14 protein-coding genes are annotated in these 17643 nt (G+C 55.9%); all 14 read left to right on the top strand.

Annotated features, from left to right (window positions below; translation table 11 throughout):
- Window positions 1-79: 79 nt before the first annotated feature.
- Window positions 80-730, top strand: a complete 651-nt coding sequence (gene tsf / locus GT019_RS00985) for a translation elongation factor Ts (protein WP_161740292.1) — start codon at window positions 80-82, stop codon at window positions 728-730.
- 127 nt (window positions 731-857) lie between these two features.
- Window positions 858-1589, top strand: a complete 732-nt coding sequence (gene pyrH, locus GT019_RS00980) for a UMP kinase (RefSeq protein WP_161740290.1) — start codon at window positions 858-860, stop codon at window positions 1587-1589.
- Window positions 1590-2144 (top strand): ribosome recycling factor, encoded by a 555-nt coding sequence (gene frr / locus GT019_RS00975; RefSeq protein ID WP_161740288.1) that lies wholly within the window; start codon window positions 1590-1592, stop codon window positions 2142-2144.
- A gap of 70 nt (window positions 2145-2214) precedes the next feature.
- Window positions 2215-2979, top strand: coding sequence for an isoprenyl transferase (locus GT019_RS00970; protein ID WP_161740286.1), 765 nt, complete (start codon window positions 2215-2217; stop codon window positions 2977-2979).
- A 27-nt stretch (window positions 2980-3006) separates the two neighbouring features.
- Window positions 3007-3801 carry a phosphatidate cytidylyltransferase gene (locus tag GT019_RS00965; RefSeq protein WP_161740284.1) on the top strand — a complete coding sequence of 265 codons (795 nt, stop codon included), beginning with the start codon at window positions 3007-3009 and terminating at the stop codon, window positions 3799-3801.
- A gap of 23 nt (window positions 3802-3824) precedes the next feature.
- Entirely contained in the window at window positions 3825-4964 is a 1140-nt protein-coding gene (locus GT019_RS00960) for a 1-deoxy-D-xylulose-5-phosphate reductoisomerase (RefSeq protein WP_161740282.1), read from the top strand.
- Between the two features lie 78 nt (window positions 4965-5042).
- Window positions 5043-6320: an RIP metalloprotease RseP gene (gene rseP, locus GT019_RS00955; protein ID WP_161740280.1), complete on the top strand. Its 1278-nt coding sequence runs from the start codon at window positions 5043-5045 to the stop codon at window positions 6318-6320.
- A 6-nt stretch (window positions 6321-6326) separates the two neighbouring features.
- On the top strand, window positions 6327-7775 hold the full coding sequence (gene proS / locus GT019_RS00950) for a proline--tRNA ligase (protein WP_161740278.1): 1449 nt from the start codon (window positions 6327-6329) through the stop codon (window positions 7773-7775).
- A gap of 17 nt (window positions 7776-7792) precedes the next feature.
- Window positions 7793-12100 (top strand): PolC-type DNA polymerase III, encoded by a 4308-nt coding sequence (locus GT019_RS00945; RefSeq protein ID WP_161740276.1) that lies wholly within the window; start codon window positions 7793-7795, stop codon window positions 12098-12100.
- Between the two features lie 325 nt (window positions 12101-12425).
- Entirely contained in the window at window positions 12426-12887 is a 462-nt protein-coding gene (gene rimP, locus GT019_RS00940; protein ID WP_161740274.1) for a ribosome maturation factor RimP, read from the top strand.
- 66 nt (window positions 12888-12953) lie between these two features.
- Complete coding sequence (gene nusA, locus GT019_RS00935; RefSeq protein WP_161740272.1) at window positions 12954-14051, top strand: transcription termination factor NusA; 1098 nt, start codon at window positions 12954-12956, stop codon at window positions 14049-14051.
- A gap of 35 nt (window positions 14052-14086) precedes the next feature.
- A complete protein-coding gene (gene rnpM / locus GT019_RS00930; protein WP_161740270.1) occupies window positions 14087-14407 on the top strand; it encodes an RNase P modulator RnpM in 321 nt (106 codons plus the stop codon).
- The gene (locus GT019_RS00925) at window positions 14388-14723 is read left to right on the top strand and encodes a L7Ae/L30e/S12e/Gadd45 family ribosomal protein (protein ID WP_161740268.1); all 336 of its coding nucleotides are present in this window, start codon (window positions 14388-14390) and stop codon (window positions 14721-14723) included. Before rnpM ends, GT019_RS00925 begins: the two co-directional genes overlap by 20 nt.
- Window positions 14716-17643, top strand: coding sequence for a translation initiation factor IF-2 (infB, locus tag GT019_RS00920; protein WP_161740266.1), 2928 nt, complete (start codon window positions 14716-14718; stop codon window positions 17641-17643). Before GT019_RS00925 ends, infB begins: the two co-directional genes overlap by 8 nt.

The following is a 17643-nucleotide window of genomic DNA, read 5'->3' as shown; positions in this document are numbered from 1 at the left end:
GGGTGGTCAGAAGGTGTATAACCTCTCACCGCCCTTTTTTTAAAGTCTAACCTTATCTAATTTCAGGAGGTCACGAACGATGGCAGTTAGTGCAAGTGCAGTGAAAGAATTGCGTGAAAGAACAGGCGCAGGCATGCTGGATTGCAAAAAAGCGCTTGACGAAACGAACGGCGACATCGCGAAAGCGGTCGACGTGCTTCGCGAAAGAGGCCTTTCCGCTGCGGCGAACAAAGCGGGCCGCGTAGCTACGGAAGGAACGGTGGAGTCTTACATCCATGCGAACGGCCGAATCGGCGTATTGGTTGAAATCAACTGCGAGACGGATTTCGTCGGCAAAACCGATCAATTCCGCGAATTCGCGCGCGACATCGCGATGCAAATCGCTGCCGCAAACCCTAAATTCGTCAGCCGCGAAGAAGTGCCTAACGACGAGCTGGACAAAGAGCGCGAGATTTTGAGAGCGCAAGCGCTGAACGAAGGCAAGCCCGAGAAAATCGTCGACAAAATGGTTGAAGGCCGCATCAGCAAATATTACGAAGAATACTGTTTGCTTGAGCAACCGTTCATCAAAGATCCGGATAAAACGGTTCACACGCTGCTGAAAGAAAAAATCAGCACGATCGGCGAGAACATCTCCATCCGTCGCTTCGTTCGTTACGAGCTCGGCGAAGGCCTTGAGAAAAAAGAAGACAACTTCGTCGCCGAAGTTATGTCCCAAGCAAAATTGTAATCCGAACGCACAGGCGGGGCGGGGCGTTCGCCCCGCCATTTTTTCTACCTATCGACGGTTATAGGGTAAGCAATATTTTTTAAAGTATGCGGCCTTTAAACAAGGTCCAAGATGGAGGTAAACCACGTTGCAAAGTCCCGTGTACAAACGTATAGTGCTGAAGGTGAGCGGGGAATCGCTCTCGGGTAACAATGGATACGGCATAGATTCCGCCGTTATATCTTCGATCGCCGAGCAAGTCAAAGAAGTGGTGGAATTGAACGTCGAGGTGGCTATCGTCGTTGGCGGCGGTAACATCTGGCGCGGCATCGCCGGTTCGGCTAAAGGCATCGACCGCGCAACGGCCGATTACATGGGAATGCTTGCGACGGTCATGAATTCTTTGGCGCTGCAGGATGCCCTCGAGCAAATCGAAGTGCCGACACGCGTGCAAACTTCGATCGCGATGCAGCAAATCGCGGAACCTTATATTCGCCGCCGCGCGATTCGCCATTTGGAAAAAGGGCGCGTCGTTATTTTCGCCGCGGGTACGGGGAACCCATTCTTCTCTACGGACACTACTGCCGCTTTGCGCGCAGCTGAAATAGAAGCCGAAGTCATTTTGATGGCAAAAAACAAAGTGGATGGCGTATATTCCGCCGATCCGTTCAAAGACGCAACGGCGGAGAAGTTCGAAACGTTGACCTTCATGGAAGTGCTGAACCGCAACCTGGGCGTAATGGATTCCACCGCATCCTCGCTTTGCATGGACAACAACATTCCGCTGGTCGTATTCTCCATTACGGAATCAGGGAATATTAAGCGAGTCGTGCTCGGCGAGAAAATCGGAACAATCGTGATGAAGGGAAGTGCCACTTAAATGCCACAATCCATAAAGAAAAACGCCGAAGAACGGATGGACAAAGCGATCTCGGCTCTCAAACGCGACTTGTCCACGCTTCGCGCGGGCCGCGCCACGCCGGCGCTGCTGGACCGTCTTCAAGTCGAATACTATGGGTCGATGACGCCCGTGAATCAACTGGCGAACATCAACACCCCGGATTCGCGCACGCTGCTGATCCAGCCTTGGGATAAATCCTCGCTGTCGGCCATCGAGAAAGCGATACTGAAATCCGATCTCGGCTTGACGCCTTCGAACGACGGCATCACGATCCGGATCGGCATTCCGATGCTGACGGAAGAGCGCCGTTCCGACCTCGTCAAAATGACGAAGAAGTTCGGCGAAGAAGCGAAGGTCGCAATTCGCAACATTCGCCGCGACGCGAACGACGATATCAAGAAGCTGGAGAAATCGGACATATCCGAAGATGAATCCCGCCGTCATCAAGAAGACATTCAGAAAACGACGGATAAATTCGTCGCCGAAGTCGAGAAAGTGCTTGCCGCCAAAGAAAAAGACATCATGGAAGTTTAATAGTGCTCACCGGCCCCTCCGAATGGTGGGGTTTGTTGCATAAATCGACGCTAGCGGCGGGAGGACGAACATGTTACAGCAATTAAGAGCCTTGTTTGGCAAAGCGCCCGCGAAACCGTTGCTGTCGCTTGAACCTGATAACATACCGCAGCATATCGCGATCATCATGGATGGCAACGGCAGATGGGCGAAGAGCCGTGGCTTGCCGCGCATGGCCGGTCACCATTCCGGGATGAAGGCGGTCAAGCGGATCACGATGGCTGCAGATCGGCTAGGTGTCAAATACTTAACGCTCTATGCGTTTTCGACGGAAAATTGGAAGCGGCCCAAGGCGGAAGTCGAGTTTCTGATGAAGCTGCCGCAAGAGTTCCTTACGATGGAAATCAAAGATTTGATGGAGAAGAACGTCCAGATTCGGATGATGGGGCACAAGGAGGAATTACCCTCCCATACCTTGAAGGCGGTCGAAGACGCGGTCGTTCAAACCTCCGGCAATACTGGACTCGTTCTTACGTTTGCCTTGAATTACGGGAGCCGGAAAGAAATGATCGAAGCCGTTCGAAGCATCGGACGGGATGTCAAGGAAGGGAAACTGATTCCCGAGGACATCGAAGTCTCCCATATGGAAAGCCATCTGCTCTCGGCGGGGGTTCCGGATCCGGATCTGCTCATTCGCACGAGCGGAGAACTTCGTCTCAGCAATTTCATGCTCTGGCAGCTGGCTTACAGCGAGATGTGGTTCACGGACGTGTACTGGCCCGAATTCACGGACGAGCATTTCTATGAGGCGGTACGAGAGTACCAACGAAGGGCTCGCCGATATGGCGGATTGTAACGAGCTGAACTGGAGAGTGTCATACGCGTGAAACAACGCATAATATCGGGCGTGATTGCTGGCGCTGCGTTTGTGGTTTTAACCGTGCTCGGCGGGTGGTTCTTCTTTGCGCTGCTGCTCTTCTTGACGGTCGTGGGGATGACGGAATATATCCGAATGAACGGCGTGTCGATGAAGCATCCGTTTGCCTGGATCGGAATGGCGGGCGCGTTGCTGCTATTCTTGCCATGGCATGACATGGGAATGCCTCAGCCGGCTGCATTACATATGATTTGGATTTTAATGTTTATCCTGCTCAGCGTAACGGTGCTCACGAAGAATGAAGTGACGATCGACGGGTCGGCGTTGATGCTGCTCGGCGCGCTCTACATCGGCTACGGATTTCATGCGATGTACGAGGTGCGCGGCGGCGATACGCACGGCCTGATGACGACGATCATGGCGTTTTTCGCCATTTGGGCATCGGATGCCGGTGCGTATTTTACGGGAAAAGCGATCGGAAAAAACAAGCTCTGGCCGGCGATCAGTCCGAATAAAACGATCGAGGGCTCGCTCGGCGGCGTGGTCATCGCGCTGCTCATCGCGCTCGTATTCGCCTTCATCTACCCGGATGTCATCGGCATCGGCCGTGCGGTCATGATCGGCCTCATCGCGGCAGTTGCGGGACAGCTCGGGGATTTGATCCAGTCCGCTTACAAGCGGGTTCGCGGAATCAAAGATTCGGGTTCCCTCCTGCCGGGGCATGGCGGGGTATTGGACCGCTGCGACAGCTGGCTGATCGTATTCCCGCTCCTCATTATGACGAATTTACTGCCGCTGTAGAGCTTGGTTAGGGGGCATTCGAAGTGAAAAAAATTACGATTCTCGGCTCTACGGGCTCGATCGGGACGCAAACGCTGGATATTATCGGCCGCAACCCGGACCGTTACGCAGTCGAAGGACTCGCGGCGGGGAATAACGTGGACCTGTTGATCGAGCAGGCCAAGCAGTTCAGACCCAAAACGGTATGCTTATCGAATAAAGCCCTGGCGGACGAAGCGATGCCGCATCTGCCTGCCGGCACGAAGGCGGTATACGGAGACGAAGGGCTCGTCGAGATCGCGGCCGGAACGGACGCGGATACCGTCGTGACGGCGATCGTGGGCAGCAGAGGGCTGCCTGCGACGCTGGCGGCCATCGATGCCGGGAAATCCATCGCGCTCGCCAACAAAGAGACGCTCGTAACGGCGGGGCATTTGGTCATGAGGCGGGCGGCCGAGCGCGGCGTGACGATTCTTCCGGTAGACAGCGAGCATTCCGCGATCTTCCAATGCCTGAACGGCGAACGCCGGGAAGCGATCAAGCGCATAACGCTGACGGCTTCCGGCGGTTCGTTTCGCGACCGAACGAGAGAAGAACTGCATGGCGTAACCGTCGCGCAAGCGCTCAATCACCCGAATTGGTCGATGGGGGCGAAGGTGACCATCGACTCCGCCACCATGGCGAATAAAGGCTTGGAAGTCATCGAAGCCCACTGGTTGTTCGGGTTGCCTTACGATCAAATTCACGTGCTGATCCATCCGGAGAGCATCATTCACTCTTATGTCGAATTCGTCGATCACAGCGTAATTGCACAGCTAGGTATGCCGGACATGCGCGTACCGATCCAGTACGCGCTCACCTATCCGGAGCGCAGGGCGACGCCGACGGATTCGCTCGATTTCGCGAAGCTGTCCGCTTTGCATTTCCGGGAGATGGATTTCGACCGTTATCCTTGCCTGCGCTATGCATACGAGAGCGGAAGGACCGGAAAATCCGCGCCGACGGTTTTCAATGCGGCCAATGAAACGGCAGTAGCCCGGTTTCTGAACGGCGAGATCGCGTTCCTCGATATCGAGTCCGTTATCGCAACCGTGTTGAATCGGCATGAAATCGTCGAAGTGCCCGATGTAGCGGCGATCGCCGACGTCGATGCTTGGGCCCGCCGAATGGCGGCAAGCGTCTGACCGACGGTTCTCTTGTATCGAACGGGAGAATAATGATAATCTAAGTACAGGCCGTTACGAACAGGAGGCTCGAGAGCGATGCATACGATTCAAGTCGTCTTTATGACGGTAATGGTCTTCTTCGTCATCGTGACCATACATGAATGGGGTCACTTTTATTTTGCGAAGCGTGCCGGGATTTTGGTTAGGGAGTTTGCGATCGGGTTCGGACCGAAGCTGTTTTCCATCAAGCGCGGGGAAACCCGTTATACGCTGCGGCTCGTTCCGGCAGGCGGATTCGTCCGGATGGCCGGCGAGGATCCGGAGCTGGTTGAAGTTCAGCCGGGCCAAACGGTAGCCGTCCGCGTGAAGGACGGCAAGGTAACCCGAATATATTTGGATCGGCTCGACGATCGAACGAACGTCGTGCGAGGCGAAGTCGAAACGATCGACATCGAGAATAAGCTGAAGATCGCCTTGAATGCCGACGGCGTGATCGAAAAATTCGATATTATTCCGCAAGCCCTGATGATCGCGAAAGGGAAAGAGACGCAAATCGCGCCGCTCGACCGCCAGTTCGGCAGCAAAACCGTCGGACAGCGGGCACTGGCCATCGTGGCCGGTCCCGTCATGAATTTCGTGCTTGCGTTCGTGCTGTTCTTCGCCTATTTCCAAATGTCGGGCGTACCGATGGAGAATCCGGACCGCTTGCTGATCGGCGATATCGTCGACGGAATGCCGGCTTCGAAAGCCGATATCAAAGTGGGCGATACGATCGATTCCGTGAATGGCGTCAAGATCGGCGGAGATTCCACGAAAATGATCGATTTGATCAGCAAATCGGTCAACGTGCCGCTGACGTTTACCGTCATCCGCGACGGAAAGACGATCACGAACAAGATCACGCCGAAGCCCGATGACGCCGGCGTAGGCAAACTCGGCATTTCCGCCGCCGTGCCATCGCGCTCCGTCAAGTTTGGCGAAACGTTCAAATACGCGGGCCTGGCGATGAAGAACATGACGGTGACGATTTTCGAAGGCTTCAAAAATTTGATCATCGGGAACTTTAAGCTCGACGATCTCGGCGGTCCCGTTAGAACGGCTCAAGTGACGAGCCAAATCGCGGAACAAGGCTTCGTTCAATTGACGTCTTGGGTGGCCATTTTAAGCTTGTATTTGGGGATATTCAACCTGCTGCCGATTCCGGCGCTGGATGGAAGCCGCCTGCTCTTCCTTGGCCTGGAAGCGGTTCGCGGACGTCCGGTCGACCCGAATCGGGAAAGCATGGTGCATTTCGTCGGCTTCGCGATGCTGATGCTGCTGATGCTGGCCGTCACGTACAACGATATTTTGCGTTTGGTAAGAGGGGAGAACTAGTCGGTCATGTCGAAAGAAAAGCAATTCGTAACGGAAATAACGCCGCAAAGCGAAGATTTCTCCCGTTGGTATATCGATGTCATCAAGAAAGCGGAGCTGATGGATTATTCGCCGGTCCGCGGGTGCATCGTGTTTCGGCCCGAAGGCTTCGAGATTTGGGAGCATATGCGCGACGAGCTCGATCGCCGATTCAAGGAAACGGGACACCGCAACGCATACTTCCCGATGTTTATTCCGGAGAGCTTTTTCCTGAAGGAAAAGGAGCATGTCGAAGGCTTCAATCCGGAGCTGCCGTGGGTGACGGAGGCGGGAGGCGAGAAGCTTGAAGAGCGCCTTGCCATCCGTCCGACCTCGGAGACGATCATCGGCCATATGTATTCGAAATGGATCCAATCCTACCGCGATCTGCCGGTTTTGATCAACCAGTGGGCGAATGTCGTCCGTTGGGAGAAGCGTACCCTGCCTTTCCTGCGCACGACGGAATTTTTGTGGCAGGAAGGGCATACGGCGCATGAATTGGAGTCGGAGGCGCGCGAAGAAACGAATCGGATGCTCGAGATTTACCGCGACTTCTGCGAGAATTACCTTGCCATTCCGGTGATCATGGGACAAAAGACGCCTTCCGAGCGGTTTGCGGGCGCCGTGGACACCTACTCCATCGAAGCGATGATGAAGGACGGACGCGCCGTTCAAGCGGGAACTTCGCATTATCTCGGCACGAAATTTGCCGTTGCGTTCGATATCAAATATTTGGACCGCGAGAATACGCAGCAGTTCGTACATACGACGTCATGGGGCGTATCGACGCGACTCATGGGCGCGATGATCATGGTGCATGGCGATGACCGCGGATTGGTGCTTCCGCCGAAGGTGGCTCCTACGCAAGTCGTCATGATTCCGATCGGGCCGCCGAAGACGCGCGAACAAGTGGTCGGCCGCGTGGACGAGCTTTTTGCGGAACTCAAGAAAGCCGGGATTCGCGTGAAGGTCGACGACCGCACGGACATGAGCCCGGGCTGGAAATTCAACGAGTACGAGATGCGCGGCGTGCCGGTGCGGCTTGAGCTTGGGCCGCGCGACATGGAGAATGGACAAGTCGTTCTCGTATCGCGCATTTCGGGCGAGAAGCGCATCGTGCAGCAGAGCGAGCTGAAGGAAGAGATCGAACGCATGCTGGCCGACATTCAGGCCGATATGTTCGAGCGCGCGAAGCAATTCAGGGCGGAGCATTCGTATTCGGTCGAAACGCTGGACGAAATGAAGGCCTTGTTCGAGGAGAAGCGCGGCTTCGCGCTCGCGGGCTGGTGCGGTTCCGAAGCCTGCGAGCGTCAGGTGAAGGAAGAAACGGGCGCTACGAGCCGCAACATTCCTTTCGAGCCCGCCGAACGCAAGACGACCTGCTTGGTATGCGGCGAGAAGGCGGAGCATTCCGTCGTATTTGCTCGGGCGTATTGATTTTGGGGGAGGGCGACATGAACCAAACCGGGGAAAAGCGGCAGAGGTTCGAGCTTCTGATGAAGCAAGCGGAGCTGCCGCAGCATTTGACGGATGAACATTTTGGCGACGGATATATAGACAAAGTGATCGTAAGCCGGAGTAACCGGGAATGGACGTTTTGCATCAGCAAAGCGTCCTTGGTTCCTTTACCGGCTTTTGGTGTTTTTTGCAGGGCGATTCAGGGGAAATTCGCGCATATCGCGAAGATTTCGTTTCAATTCCAGTACGGCGAAGACGTTCCGCGGGAGGAACTGGTCACCGAATACTGGCCGGCTTGCGTCGAATGGCTGAAGCACAGCAATGCGTCTGTTAACGGTTGGATCAGCAAAGCGAAGCTGGAAACGGACGGGGAGCTCATCACGCTGCATATGATGGACGAGATGGGCCTCGAGATGGCCAAGAAGAAACGGATCGATGAGCTGGCCGTCGGGTTCTACAAAGACCAATTCGCGGTCGCATGCCGAGTCAAGCTGAAGGTCGCTGAATCGAAGCAGGAAATGTATGAGGAGTTTGCGCAAAAGCTGGAGCAGGAAGAACGCGACGTCATTCAGCAAATGATGACCAGCTCCATGCCGGAAGCGCCGCCGGTGGAAGAAGGCGATGTCCGCCTCGTCGTCGGCTACGACATCCGAGAGGAAGCCGTGCCGATTATGAACGTCGTGGAAGAAGAGAAGAAGATTACCGTGCAGGGCGCGGTCTTCGGTCTCGACGAGAAGGAGCTGCGCAACGGCAGCACGCTCTTCACGTTCAACGTCACGGATTTCACCGATTCTATTGCCATGAAAATGTTCGCCAAGTCGAAGGACGACGTCAAGGTCCTCAAACAGCTGGCGAACGGCAAATGGATCAAGGCGCGCGGCCGCGTGGAATACGACCGGTTCATGATGGAGCCGGAGCTTGTCATGATGCCGTCCGACTTGCATGAAGTGGTGGCGCCCAAGGAACAGAAGGACGAGGCGGAAGAGAAACGCGTCGAGTTCCACCTGCATACGACAATGAGCACGATGGATGCGGTCACGTCGGTCGACGCGTACATCAAACAAGCCGCCAAATGGGGGCACAAGGCGATCGCGATTACGGATCACGGCAACGTGCAGTGTTATCCCGAAGCGGCAAAGGCGGCGAAAAAGAACGGCATCCAGGTGCTGTACGGCTTGGAAGCGAATGTCGTGAACGATGCCGTGCCGATGGTATTGAACTCCCGCGAAGAGCCGTTGGCGGCCGCCGTATACGTCGTATTCGATATCGAGACGACCGGTCTATCGGTCGTGAACAACAAGATCATCGAGCTTGCGGGCGTCAAGATGCAGGAAGGCAAAGAAATCGGCCGGTTCTCGACGTTTATTAATCCGCATGAGAATATTCCGTACAACATCCAGCAGCTGACGAACATCACGAACGAGATGGTCGTCGACGCGCCGGAGCTGGAGCCGAAGATGCGCGAGTTCGTCGAATTTATCGGCGACGCGGTGCTCGTGGCGCATAACGCGCGCTTCGATATGGGCTTCATCCAGGCCGCCTGCAAGCTCTACGGCATGCCGGAGATCAAGAATCCCGTGCTCGACACGCTGGAGCTGGCGCGTTTCCTGCATCCGACGATGAAGAACCACCGGCTGGGCACCTTGGCCGATAAATTCAAAATCAGTCTCGAGAACGCTCACCGCGCCATCGACGACTCCATCGCCCTAGGAGGCGTGTTGTTCGGCCTGATCGGCGACGCGGCTGGCCGGAACATTACCGGCCTGCATATGCTGAACGATTACGTAGGGCTCGATTTATCCAACATGCGGCCGTTCCATTGCTGCATTTACGCGTTGAATGCGGTCGGCAAGAAGAACTTATTCAAATTGATATCCTTATCCCATACGCAATATTTCAAGCGCGTCGCGACCATTCCGAAGAGCAAGCTGACCGAGCTCCGCGAAGGACTATTGATCATTTCCGGCTGCGAGAAAGGCGAATTCTTCGAAGCGGTCCTGAACAAGTCGATGGAAGAAGCCGAGGAAACCGCCCGTTATTACGACGTGCTCGAGATCCAGCCGGTCACCTTCTACATGCATCTGGTCGAGAAAGGCTTCGTCGCCAGCCGGGCCGAGATCGAACAGGCGCTGCGCCGCGTCTGCGAGATCGGCGATAAGCTGGGCAAGCCGGTTATCGCGACCGGCAACGTGCATTATCTGGTTCAACGGGATAAAATGTTCCGGGACATTACGATTCACGGCATCACGGGCTTCAGCCCGCTGAAGGATATCACGAAACCGGACGCACACTTCCGGACGACCAAAGAGATGCTGGCAGAGTTCGCCTTCCTTGGCGAAGCGCGCGCGTACGAGGTCGTCGTGAAGAACACGAACGAGCTGACCGACCGGTTCGAGCCGTTCGATTTGTTTCCTTCGAAGCTGTTCGTTCCGATCATGGAAGGCGCCGACGAGGAGATGCGCAATACCTGCTACGAAACGGCAAGGCGTCTTTACGGGGAGCCGATTCCGGAGGTCGTCGTGCAGCGCTTGGAGAAAGAGCTCGTGCCGATTACCAAAGCGGGCTTTTCGGCGAACTATCTGATCTCGGAGCGTCTCGTCAAAAAATCCAACGAGGATGGCTATCTCGTCGGCTCGCGGGGTTCGGTCGGATCTTCCGTCGTCGCGACTTTCCTCGGCATATCCGAGGTAAACCCGCTCCCTGCGCACTATACCTGCTTGAACGAGGCTTGCAAATACAGCGAATGGTTCCTCGACGGCAGTTACCCGAGCGGTTTCGATCTGCCGGACAAGATTTGCCCGAATTGCGGGAAACCGCTGAAGGGCGAAGGACAGGACATTCCGTTCGAGACGTTCCTGGGCTTCAAAGGAGATAAAGTTCCCGATATCGACTTGAACTTCTCCGGCGAATATCAGGCGACGGCGCATAACTTCACGAAAATCATGTTCGGCGAAAAAGCGGTGTACCGCGCAGGGACGATCGGTACGGTTGCGGAGAAGACCGCTTACGGATTCGCCAAGAAATACGAGGAAGACAAGGGCAAGAAATGGCGCGGCGCCGAACTCTCAAGGCTGGCCAGCGGCTGCACAGGCGTCAAGCGAAGCACGGGACAGCATCCCGGCGGCATCGTCGTCGTACCCGATTATATCGACGTGGAAGACGTCACGCCCGTGCAGTATCCCGCGGACGACCAAAATGCCGAATGGCAGACGACGCATTTCGATTATCACGCATTCGAGGAAAACCTGCTGAAGCTCGATATTCTCGGGCACGACGATCCGACCATGATGCGGATGCTGCAGGACTTGACCGGCGTCGATCCGACGACGATTCCGATGAACGATCCCAAGGTCATGAGCATGTTCAGCTCGACCGATGCCTTGGGCATATCGCCGGAGAAGATTCGCTCCTCGGTCGCAACGTACGGCGTTCCGGAGATGGGAACGAAATTCGTGCGCCAGATGCTGGAAGAGACGAAGCCTTCGACGTTCGCGGATTTGCTGCAAATCTCGGGCTTGTCCCACGGTACGGGCGTATGGCTCGGCAATGCGCAGGAGCTGATCAAGAACCGGACCTGCACGATCAAGACGGTCATCGGCTGCCGGGACGATATCATGCTGTTTCTTATTTATAAAGCCGGCATGGATGCGGGACTCGCGTTTAAGATCACGGAAAGCGTGCGTAAGGGACGCGGTTTGACTCCCGAATGGATCGAAGAGATGAAGCGATGCAAAGTGCCGCAGTGGTACATCGATTCGTGTCTCAAGATCGAATACATGTTCCCGAAAGCCCATGCCGCGGCTTACGTTATTTCCGCCGTGCGGACGGCATTCTTCAAGCTGTATTATCCCATCCATTATTATGCAACGTATTTCTCAATCCGGGCCGAGGATTTCGATCTGGAGCTGCTGTGCCAAGGTTACGACGCGATATTGAAGAAGCTGATCGAAATCGAGCAAAAAGGCTTCAGCGCCACGCCGAAAGAAAAGAACAGCGTCTCCCTGCTCGAGATGTCGCTCGAGATGACCGCCCGCGGCTTCTCGTTCAAGCCGGTCGATCTGTATCGTTCCGAAGCGACGCGCTTCATCGTCGACGGCACTTCGTTGATCCCGCCATTCGGCGCGATCAGCGGAATCGGCGAAAACGCGGCCCGCAACATTGCCGCCGCGCGCGATTTCGGGGAATTCTTGTCCATCGAAGACTTCCAGCAGAAGTCGAAGGCGACGAAGACGATCGTCGAAGTGTTGACGGGCATGGGCTGCTTCCGCGGATTGCCGGAGTCGAATCAATTATCGTTGTTTTAAGGGATCGCTGATCGGCGTGCGTGTCCGGCATCGCGCGTTCGACGGCGGCCGCAAGTTCGCCGCCGCCCGGGGCGATGGACCGCCCCGATCGCGCATTCCGGCGTCCCTTATTGTCACCACTACATGGTTATGATATAATCTTTCTGGTAATGCTGATGATACGACTTTTTCGCAGAAGAGTGGGGAAACCCACTCTTTACGTTTTGTCTGCACCTTTTTACGTTTACGAATGGCAAGAAGCTATACTTCAAGATTGCTTTTCGGCTGAAAATTTACTGACAGCGCGACAATGAGACGACCGGCTGCAGTGGGAGGTACATCGTTTTTGAGCACACCTAAAATCAAAACCGCCGTCGAGGAAATGGTCAAACCGTTTCTCGACGAAAATGGATTTGAACTCGTGGACGTGGAGTATGTCAAAGAAGGAAGCAACTGGTTTCTTCGGGTCTACGTCGACAAAGAAGGCAATATCGATATCGACGAATGCGGACGGATCAGCGAGTTTTTGAGCGAGAAGCTCGACGAGAACGATCCGATTTCCGATGCTTACTTCCTGGAAGTATCTTCGCCCGGCGCGGAGCGCCCGCTGAAGAAGCCCGAGGATGTCGCCAAGGCCGTGGGCAAGCATGTATTCGTGACCACCTATGAGCCGATCGGCGGCTTGAAAGAATTCGAGGGCACGCTGCTCTCCTTCGACGGCGAAGAAGCGGTCGTGGAAATCGGCAAGAAGAAGCATGCGATTCCGTATGCGAAAGTAGCAAGCGCCCGTTTGGCCATTGTCTTCTAAAAGACTTGGAAGAGTTGGCTTTATTATAACGTTAGGGAACCAGTCGAAAGGGGGAACTCATTTCCAATGAGCATGGAATTTATCGAAGCATTGACGGAAATCGAAAGAGAGAAAGGGATCAGCAAAGATATTTTGCTGGAAGCGATCGAGGCGGCCCTGATTTCTAGTTACAAACGCAATTTTAACACCGCCCAGAACGTACGGGTGGACATCAACCGGTTTACGGGCGTCATCAAAGTGTATGCGCGCAAAACCGTCGTCGAAGACGTGCTGGACCCGCGCCTTGAAATTTCGGTGGAGGCTTCCCGCGAAATCAACCCGCATTATACGCTCGACGACGTCGCGGAGATCGAAGTGACGCCTCGCGACTTTGGCCGGATCGCGGCGCAAACGGCGAAGCAGGTCGTGACGCAGCGCATTCGCGAAGCGGAGCGCGGCTTGATCTACAATGCCTTTATCGACAAGGAAGAAGATATCGTGAACGGCATCGTGCAGCGCCAGGACGTGCGCAACCTGTTTATCGATCTTGGCAAAGTGGAAGCGGTCCTGCCGCTGACGGAGCTGATGCCGACGGATAAATTCAAGCACGGCGACCGCGTCAAGTCCTTCATCACGAAAGTGGAGAACACGACGAAGGGGCCGCAAATCTTCTTGTCGCGCACGCATCCCGGCTTGCTCAAACGTTTGTTCGAGCTGGAAGTGCCGGAGATTTACGACGGGGTGGTCGAGATTCGTTCCGTTGCGCGCGAAGCGGGCTTCCGTTCCAAAATCGCCGTGCATTCGCGCAATGCGGAAGTTGATCCGGTCGGATCCTGCGTAGGCCAGAAGGGCATGCGCGTCCAGACGATCGTAACGGAGCTGAAGGGCGAGAAGATCGATATCGTGCGCTGGTCCGAAAGCGTGGAAGAATACGTGGCGAATGCGCTTAGTCCTTCCAAGGTCATCGAGGTCATCGTGTACGAGCAGGAGAAGATGGCGCGCGTCATCGTGCCGGATTACCAGCTCTCGCTCGCGATCGGAATCAAGGGCCAGAACGCGCGGCTGGCGGCCAAGCTGACCGGCTGGAAAATCGATATCAAGAGCGAAACGCAGGCGGAGCAGGAGTTCGGCCGCCCGAAATCGCCCATGAGCACCATGCATCAGGATTCCGTCTCCATCGACTAAGAGCAAACGGGGAAGCGTATCAGGAGGGATGAATGGTGAGACCGAGAAAAATTCCGCTGCGCAAATGCGTGGCTTGTCAAGAAATGAAGCCGAAAAAAGAGCTCATCCGGGTCGTGCGAACGCCGGACGAAGCCGTCCTGATCGACTTAACGGGCAAAAAAGCGGGACGCGGCGCTTATCTTTGCGGCAAGGTGGAATGCTTCAGGCTGGCGAAGAAAAGCCGGGCGCTCGACCGGGCGCTGAAGCAAACGGTCGGACCGGAAATCTACGATCAGCTTGCGCGGGATTTTATCGCCGTCGAGGATGAGTTTAACGCCGGTAAGGATGCGATGGACGATGAACAAGAAGAAGCATAAAGCGCTCGCCATGCTCGGCATGGCGATGCGGGCAGGCAAACTGGTGACCGGCGACGAAACCGTATTGAAATCCGTCAGGCAAGGAAAGGCGAAACTGGTCATAGTCGCGGCGGATGCATCAGATAATACGAAGAAGAAGTTTCGCGACAAATGCGCGACGTACAATACGAATTGCGTGGAAGCTTTCGACCGGGTCGCGCTCGGAGAAGCGATCGGCAAATCGGAGCGGGTCATTCTGGGTTTGACGGATGCCGGCTTCGCCAAGAGTATCGTCCAAAGCTTAACTGAACCTACGGAGGTGGCGTATATTGACTAAACAACAAGACAAAGACAATAAAGATAAATTGCGCGTATACGAATACGCGAAATCGCTCAGCATGAGCAGCAAAGAAATCATCACCATTCTAAAACGTCTCAATCTGCCCGTGAACAATCATATGAGCGTCATGGAGAATGAGATGGTTTCGAAGGTGGAAGGCTTCTTCCGGGATATCAAAGCGAACGCAGCAGCCAAACGCGCGCAGGAGAACGCGACGATTTCGGCGGCGCAGTCGTCCAACCGTCCAGGGCAGCAAGGCCAGCAGGAGCGCAAGCCTCAGCATACGCTCAATGCTTCCGTGCAGCAGGGGCAAGGAAACAAAAATACGAATGAAAAACAGGGGAATACGACTATTTCACATACAACGGAATCAACCACGACCGCGGCATCGTCCGCGAATACGACGACAAGTCAGACGCCGGCCAGCTCGGCTTCGACCGCGCAATCATCGGGCAGTTCATCGGCAAGCAGCGACAACAGCAATCAGCGTCCGCAAGGCCAAGGCGGTCAAGGCAGCCGTCCGCAAGGTCAAGGCAATCGCCCGCAGGGCCAAGGCGGCGGCTACCAAGGCAACCGTCCGCAAGGGCAAGGCGGCGGCTATCAAGGCAATCGCCCGCAAGGCCAAGGCGGCGGTTACCAAGGCAACCGTCCGGCAGGCGGCCAAGGCGGCGGCTACCAAGGCAACCGTCCGCAGGGCCAAGGCAGCGGTCAAGGCGGTCAAGGCAGCCGTCCGCAAGGCCAAGGCGGGGGTTATCAGGGCAATCGTCCGCAAGGACAGGGCAGCGGCCAAGGCGGCGGCTATCAAGGCAACCGTCCGGCAGGCGGCGGCGGTCAAGGCGGCTATCAAGGCAATCGCCCGGCAGGCGGCGGCAGTCAAGGCGGCGGCCAAGGCGGATTCCGTTCGTCCTCCGCGCCTGCGCAGAGCCAACCGGCAAGCCGCGGCGGAAGCGGCGGCGCCACAAGCGCACCGGCGCGCACGTTCGATAACAATCGCGGACCTTCCGACGATCGGAGAAGAAACAATCCGAAAGCATCGAACAATTCGTACAACAGCAACAAGCGTTTCGACGACAACAGCCGGTCCGGCAATTTCAAGAACCGCGGGGGCAAGAACAGCCGAGGCAAAGGCGGACAACAACAGGAACGCCGCGAGAAAATCGATAACACGCCGAAGAAAATCATCGTCCGCGGCACGGTAACCGTCGGCGATTTGGCTAAATTGCTGCATAAGGATGCTTCCGAAGTCATCAAGAAGCTCATTACGCTCGGCGTAATGGCGACGATCAACCAAGAGGTCGATCTGGATACGGTTCAACTGATCGCATCCGAATACGGCGTCGAGGTCGAAGTCAAGATCCCGGTCGAAGAAGATCAATTCGAGACGATCGAGGAGAAGGACGACGAGGAATTGCTCGAAGCGCGTCCTCCGGTCGTGACCATCATGGGTCACGTCGACCACGGTAAAACGACCTTGCTGGATGCCATTCGCCAAACGAACGTTACGAGCGGCGAAGCAGGCGGCATCACGCAGCATATCGGCGCGTACCAAGTCGAGATCAACCATAAGAAAATCACGTTCCTCGATACCCCGGGTCACGAAGCGTTTACGCTCATGCGCGCCCGCGGCGCACAGGTAACGGATATTACGATTATCGTCGTTGCGGCGGACGACGGCGTTATGCCGCAAACCGTCGAAGCGATCAACCACGCGAAAGCGGCGAACGTGCCGATCATCGTGGCCGTCAACAAAATCGATAAGCCGGGCTCCGATCCGGACAAAATCAAGCAAAGCTTGACCGAGTACGGTCTCGTGCCGGAAGAGTGGGGCGGCGATACGATTTTCGTCAACGTTTCCGCGAAACAACGCATCGGCCTCGAAGAGCTGCTTGAGATGATCCTGCTCGTCGCCGAAGTGAACGACTACAAAGCGAACCCGAACAAACGGGCGCGCGGTACGGTCATCGAGGCCGAGCTCGACAAAGGCAAAGGGCCGGTCGCGCGTATCCTCGTGCAGCACGGTTCGCTTAAGATCGGCGACGCCTTCGTTGCAGGCAATTGCTTCGGACGCGTCCGCGCCATGGTCAACGACAAGGGCCGCCGTCTGAAGGAAGCGGGACCGAGCACGCCGATCGAGATCACCGGTTTGACGGAAGTGCCGCAAGCGGGCGATCCCTTCCTCGTATTCGAAGACGAGCGCAAAGCGCGCGCGATCGCCGATCGCCGTGCCATCAAGCATCGCCAAACCGAGCTTGGCGCGAATTCGCGCGTAACGCTCGAAGATTTGTACAATCATATTAAAGACGGCGAGATCAAGGATCTCAACGTTATCATCAAAGCCGACGTGCAAGGTTCTTCCGAGGCCCTCAAAGGCTCGCTCGCGAAGATCGACATCGAAGGCGTTCGCGTTAAAATCATTCACAGCGGCGCGGGCGCGATCACGGAGTCGGATATCAACCTGGCTGCCGCGTCGAGCGCGATCGTCATCGGCTTCAACGTTCGTCCGGAGCCGCAGGCGCTCGCAACGGCCGAGCAGGAGAAAGTGGATATTCGTCTCCACAGCATCATTTACAACGTGATCGACGAGATCGAGCACGCGATGAAAGGCATGCTGGATCCGGTATTCAAAGAAGTGATCATCGGCCAAGCCGAAATCCGCAACCTGTTCAAAGTGACCAAGGTCGGCGTTATCGCGGGCTGCATGGTAACGTCCGGCAAAATCACGCGCAACGCGAAAGCCCGCTTGATCCGCGGCGGCATCGTGGTGTTCGAAGGCGAAATCGAATCGCTCAAACGGTTCAAGGACGACGCCAAGGAAGTGGCCCAAGGCTACGAGTGCGGCATTACGCTCGATAGGTACAATGACCTCAAAGAGGGAGACGTTATCGAAGCCTTCATCATGGAGTCCGTAGAGAGGTGA

This window comes from Paenibacillus glycinis (assembly GCF_009909185.1).
Classification (GTDB): Bacteria; Bacillota; Bacilli; order Paenibacillales; family Paenibacillaceae; genus Paenibacillus_Z; species Paenibacillus_Z glycinis.
The sequence above is the reverse complement of the archived record's forward strand: the minus strand, read 5'-3'. Positions and strand labels throughout refer to the sequence as shown.

What these genes read in the sequence shown, in the direction of transcription:
- tsf (WP_161740292.1), top strand. Translation starts at nt 80, where the DNA reads ATGGCAGTTAGTGCAAGTGCAGTGAAAGAATTGCGTGAAAGAACAGGC.
- frr (WP_161740288.1), top strand. Translation starts at nt 1,590, where the DNA reads ATGCCACAATCCATAAAGAAAAACGCCGAAGAACGGATGGACAAAGCG.
- GT019_RS00970 (WP_161740286.1), top strand. Translation starts at nt 2,215, where the DNA reads ATGTTACAGCAATTAAGAGCCTTGTTTGGCAAAGCGCCCGCGAAACCG.
- rseP (WP_161740280.1), top strand. Translation starts at nt 5,043, where the DNA reads ATGCATACGATTCAAGTCGTCTTTATGACGGTAATGGTCTTCTTCGTC.
- proS (WP_161740278.1), top strand. Translation starts at nt 6,327, where the DNA reads ATGTCGAAAGAAAAGCAATTCGTAACGGAAATAACGCCGCAAAGCGAA.
- GT019_RS00945 (WP_161740276.1), top strand. Translation starts at nt 7,793, where the DNA reads ATGAACCAAACCGGGGAAAAGCGGCAGAGGTTCGAGCTTCTGATGAAG.
- nusA (WP_161740272.1), top strand. Translation starts at nt 12,954, where the DNA reads ATGAGCATGGAATTTATCGAAGCATTGACGGAAATCGAAAGAGAGAAA.
- GT019_RS00925 (WP_161740268.1), top strand. Translation starts at nt 14,388, where the DNA reads ATGAACAAGAAGAAGCATAAAGCGCTCGCCATGCTCGGCATGGCGATG.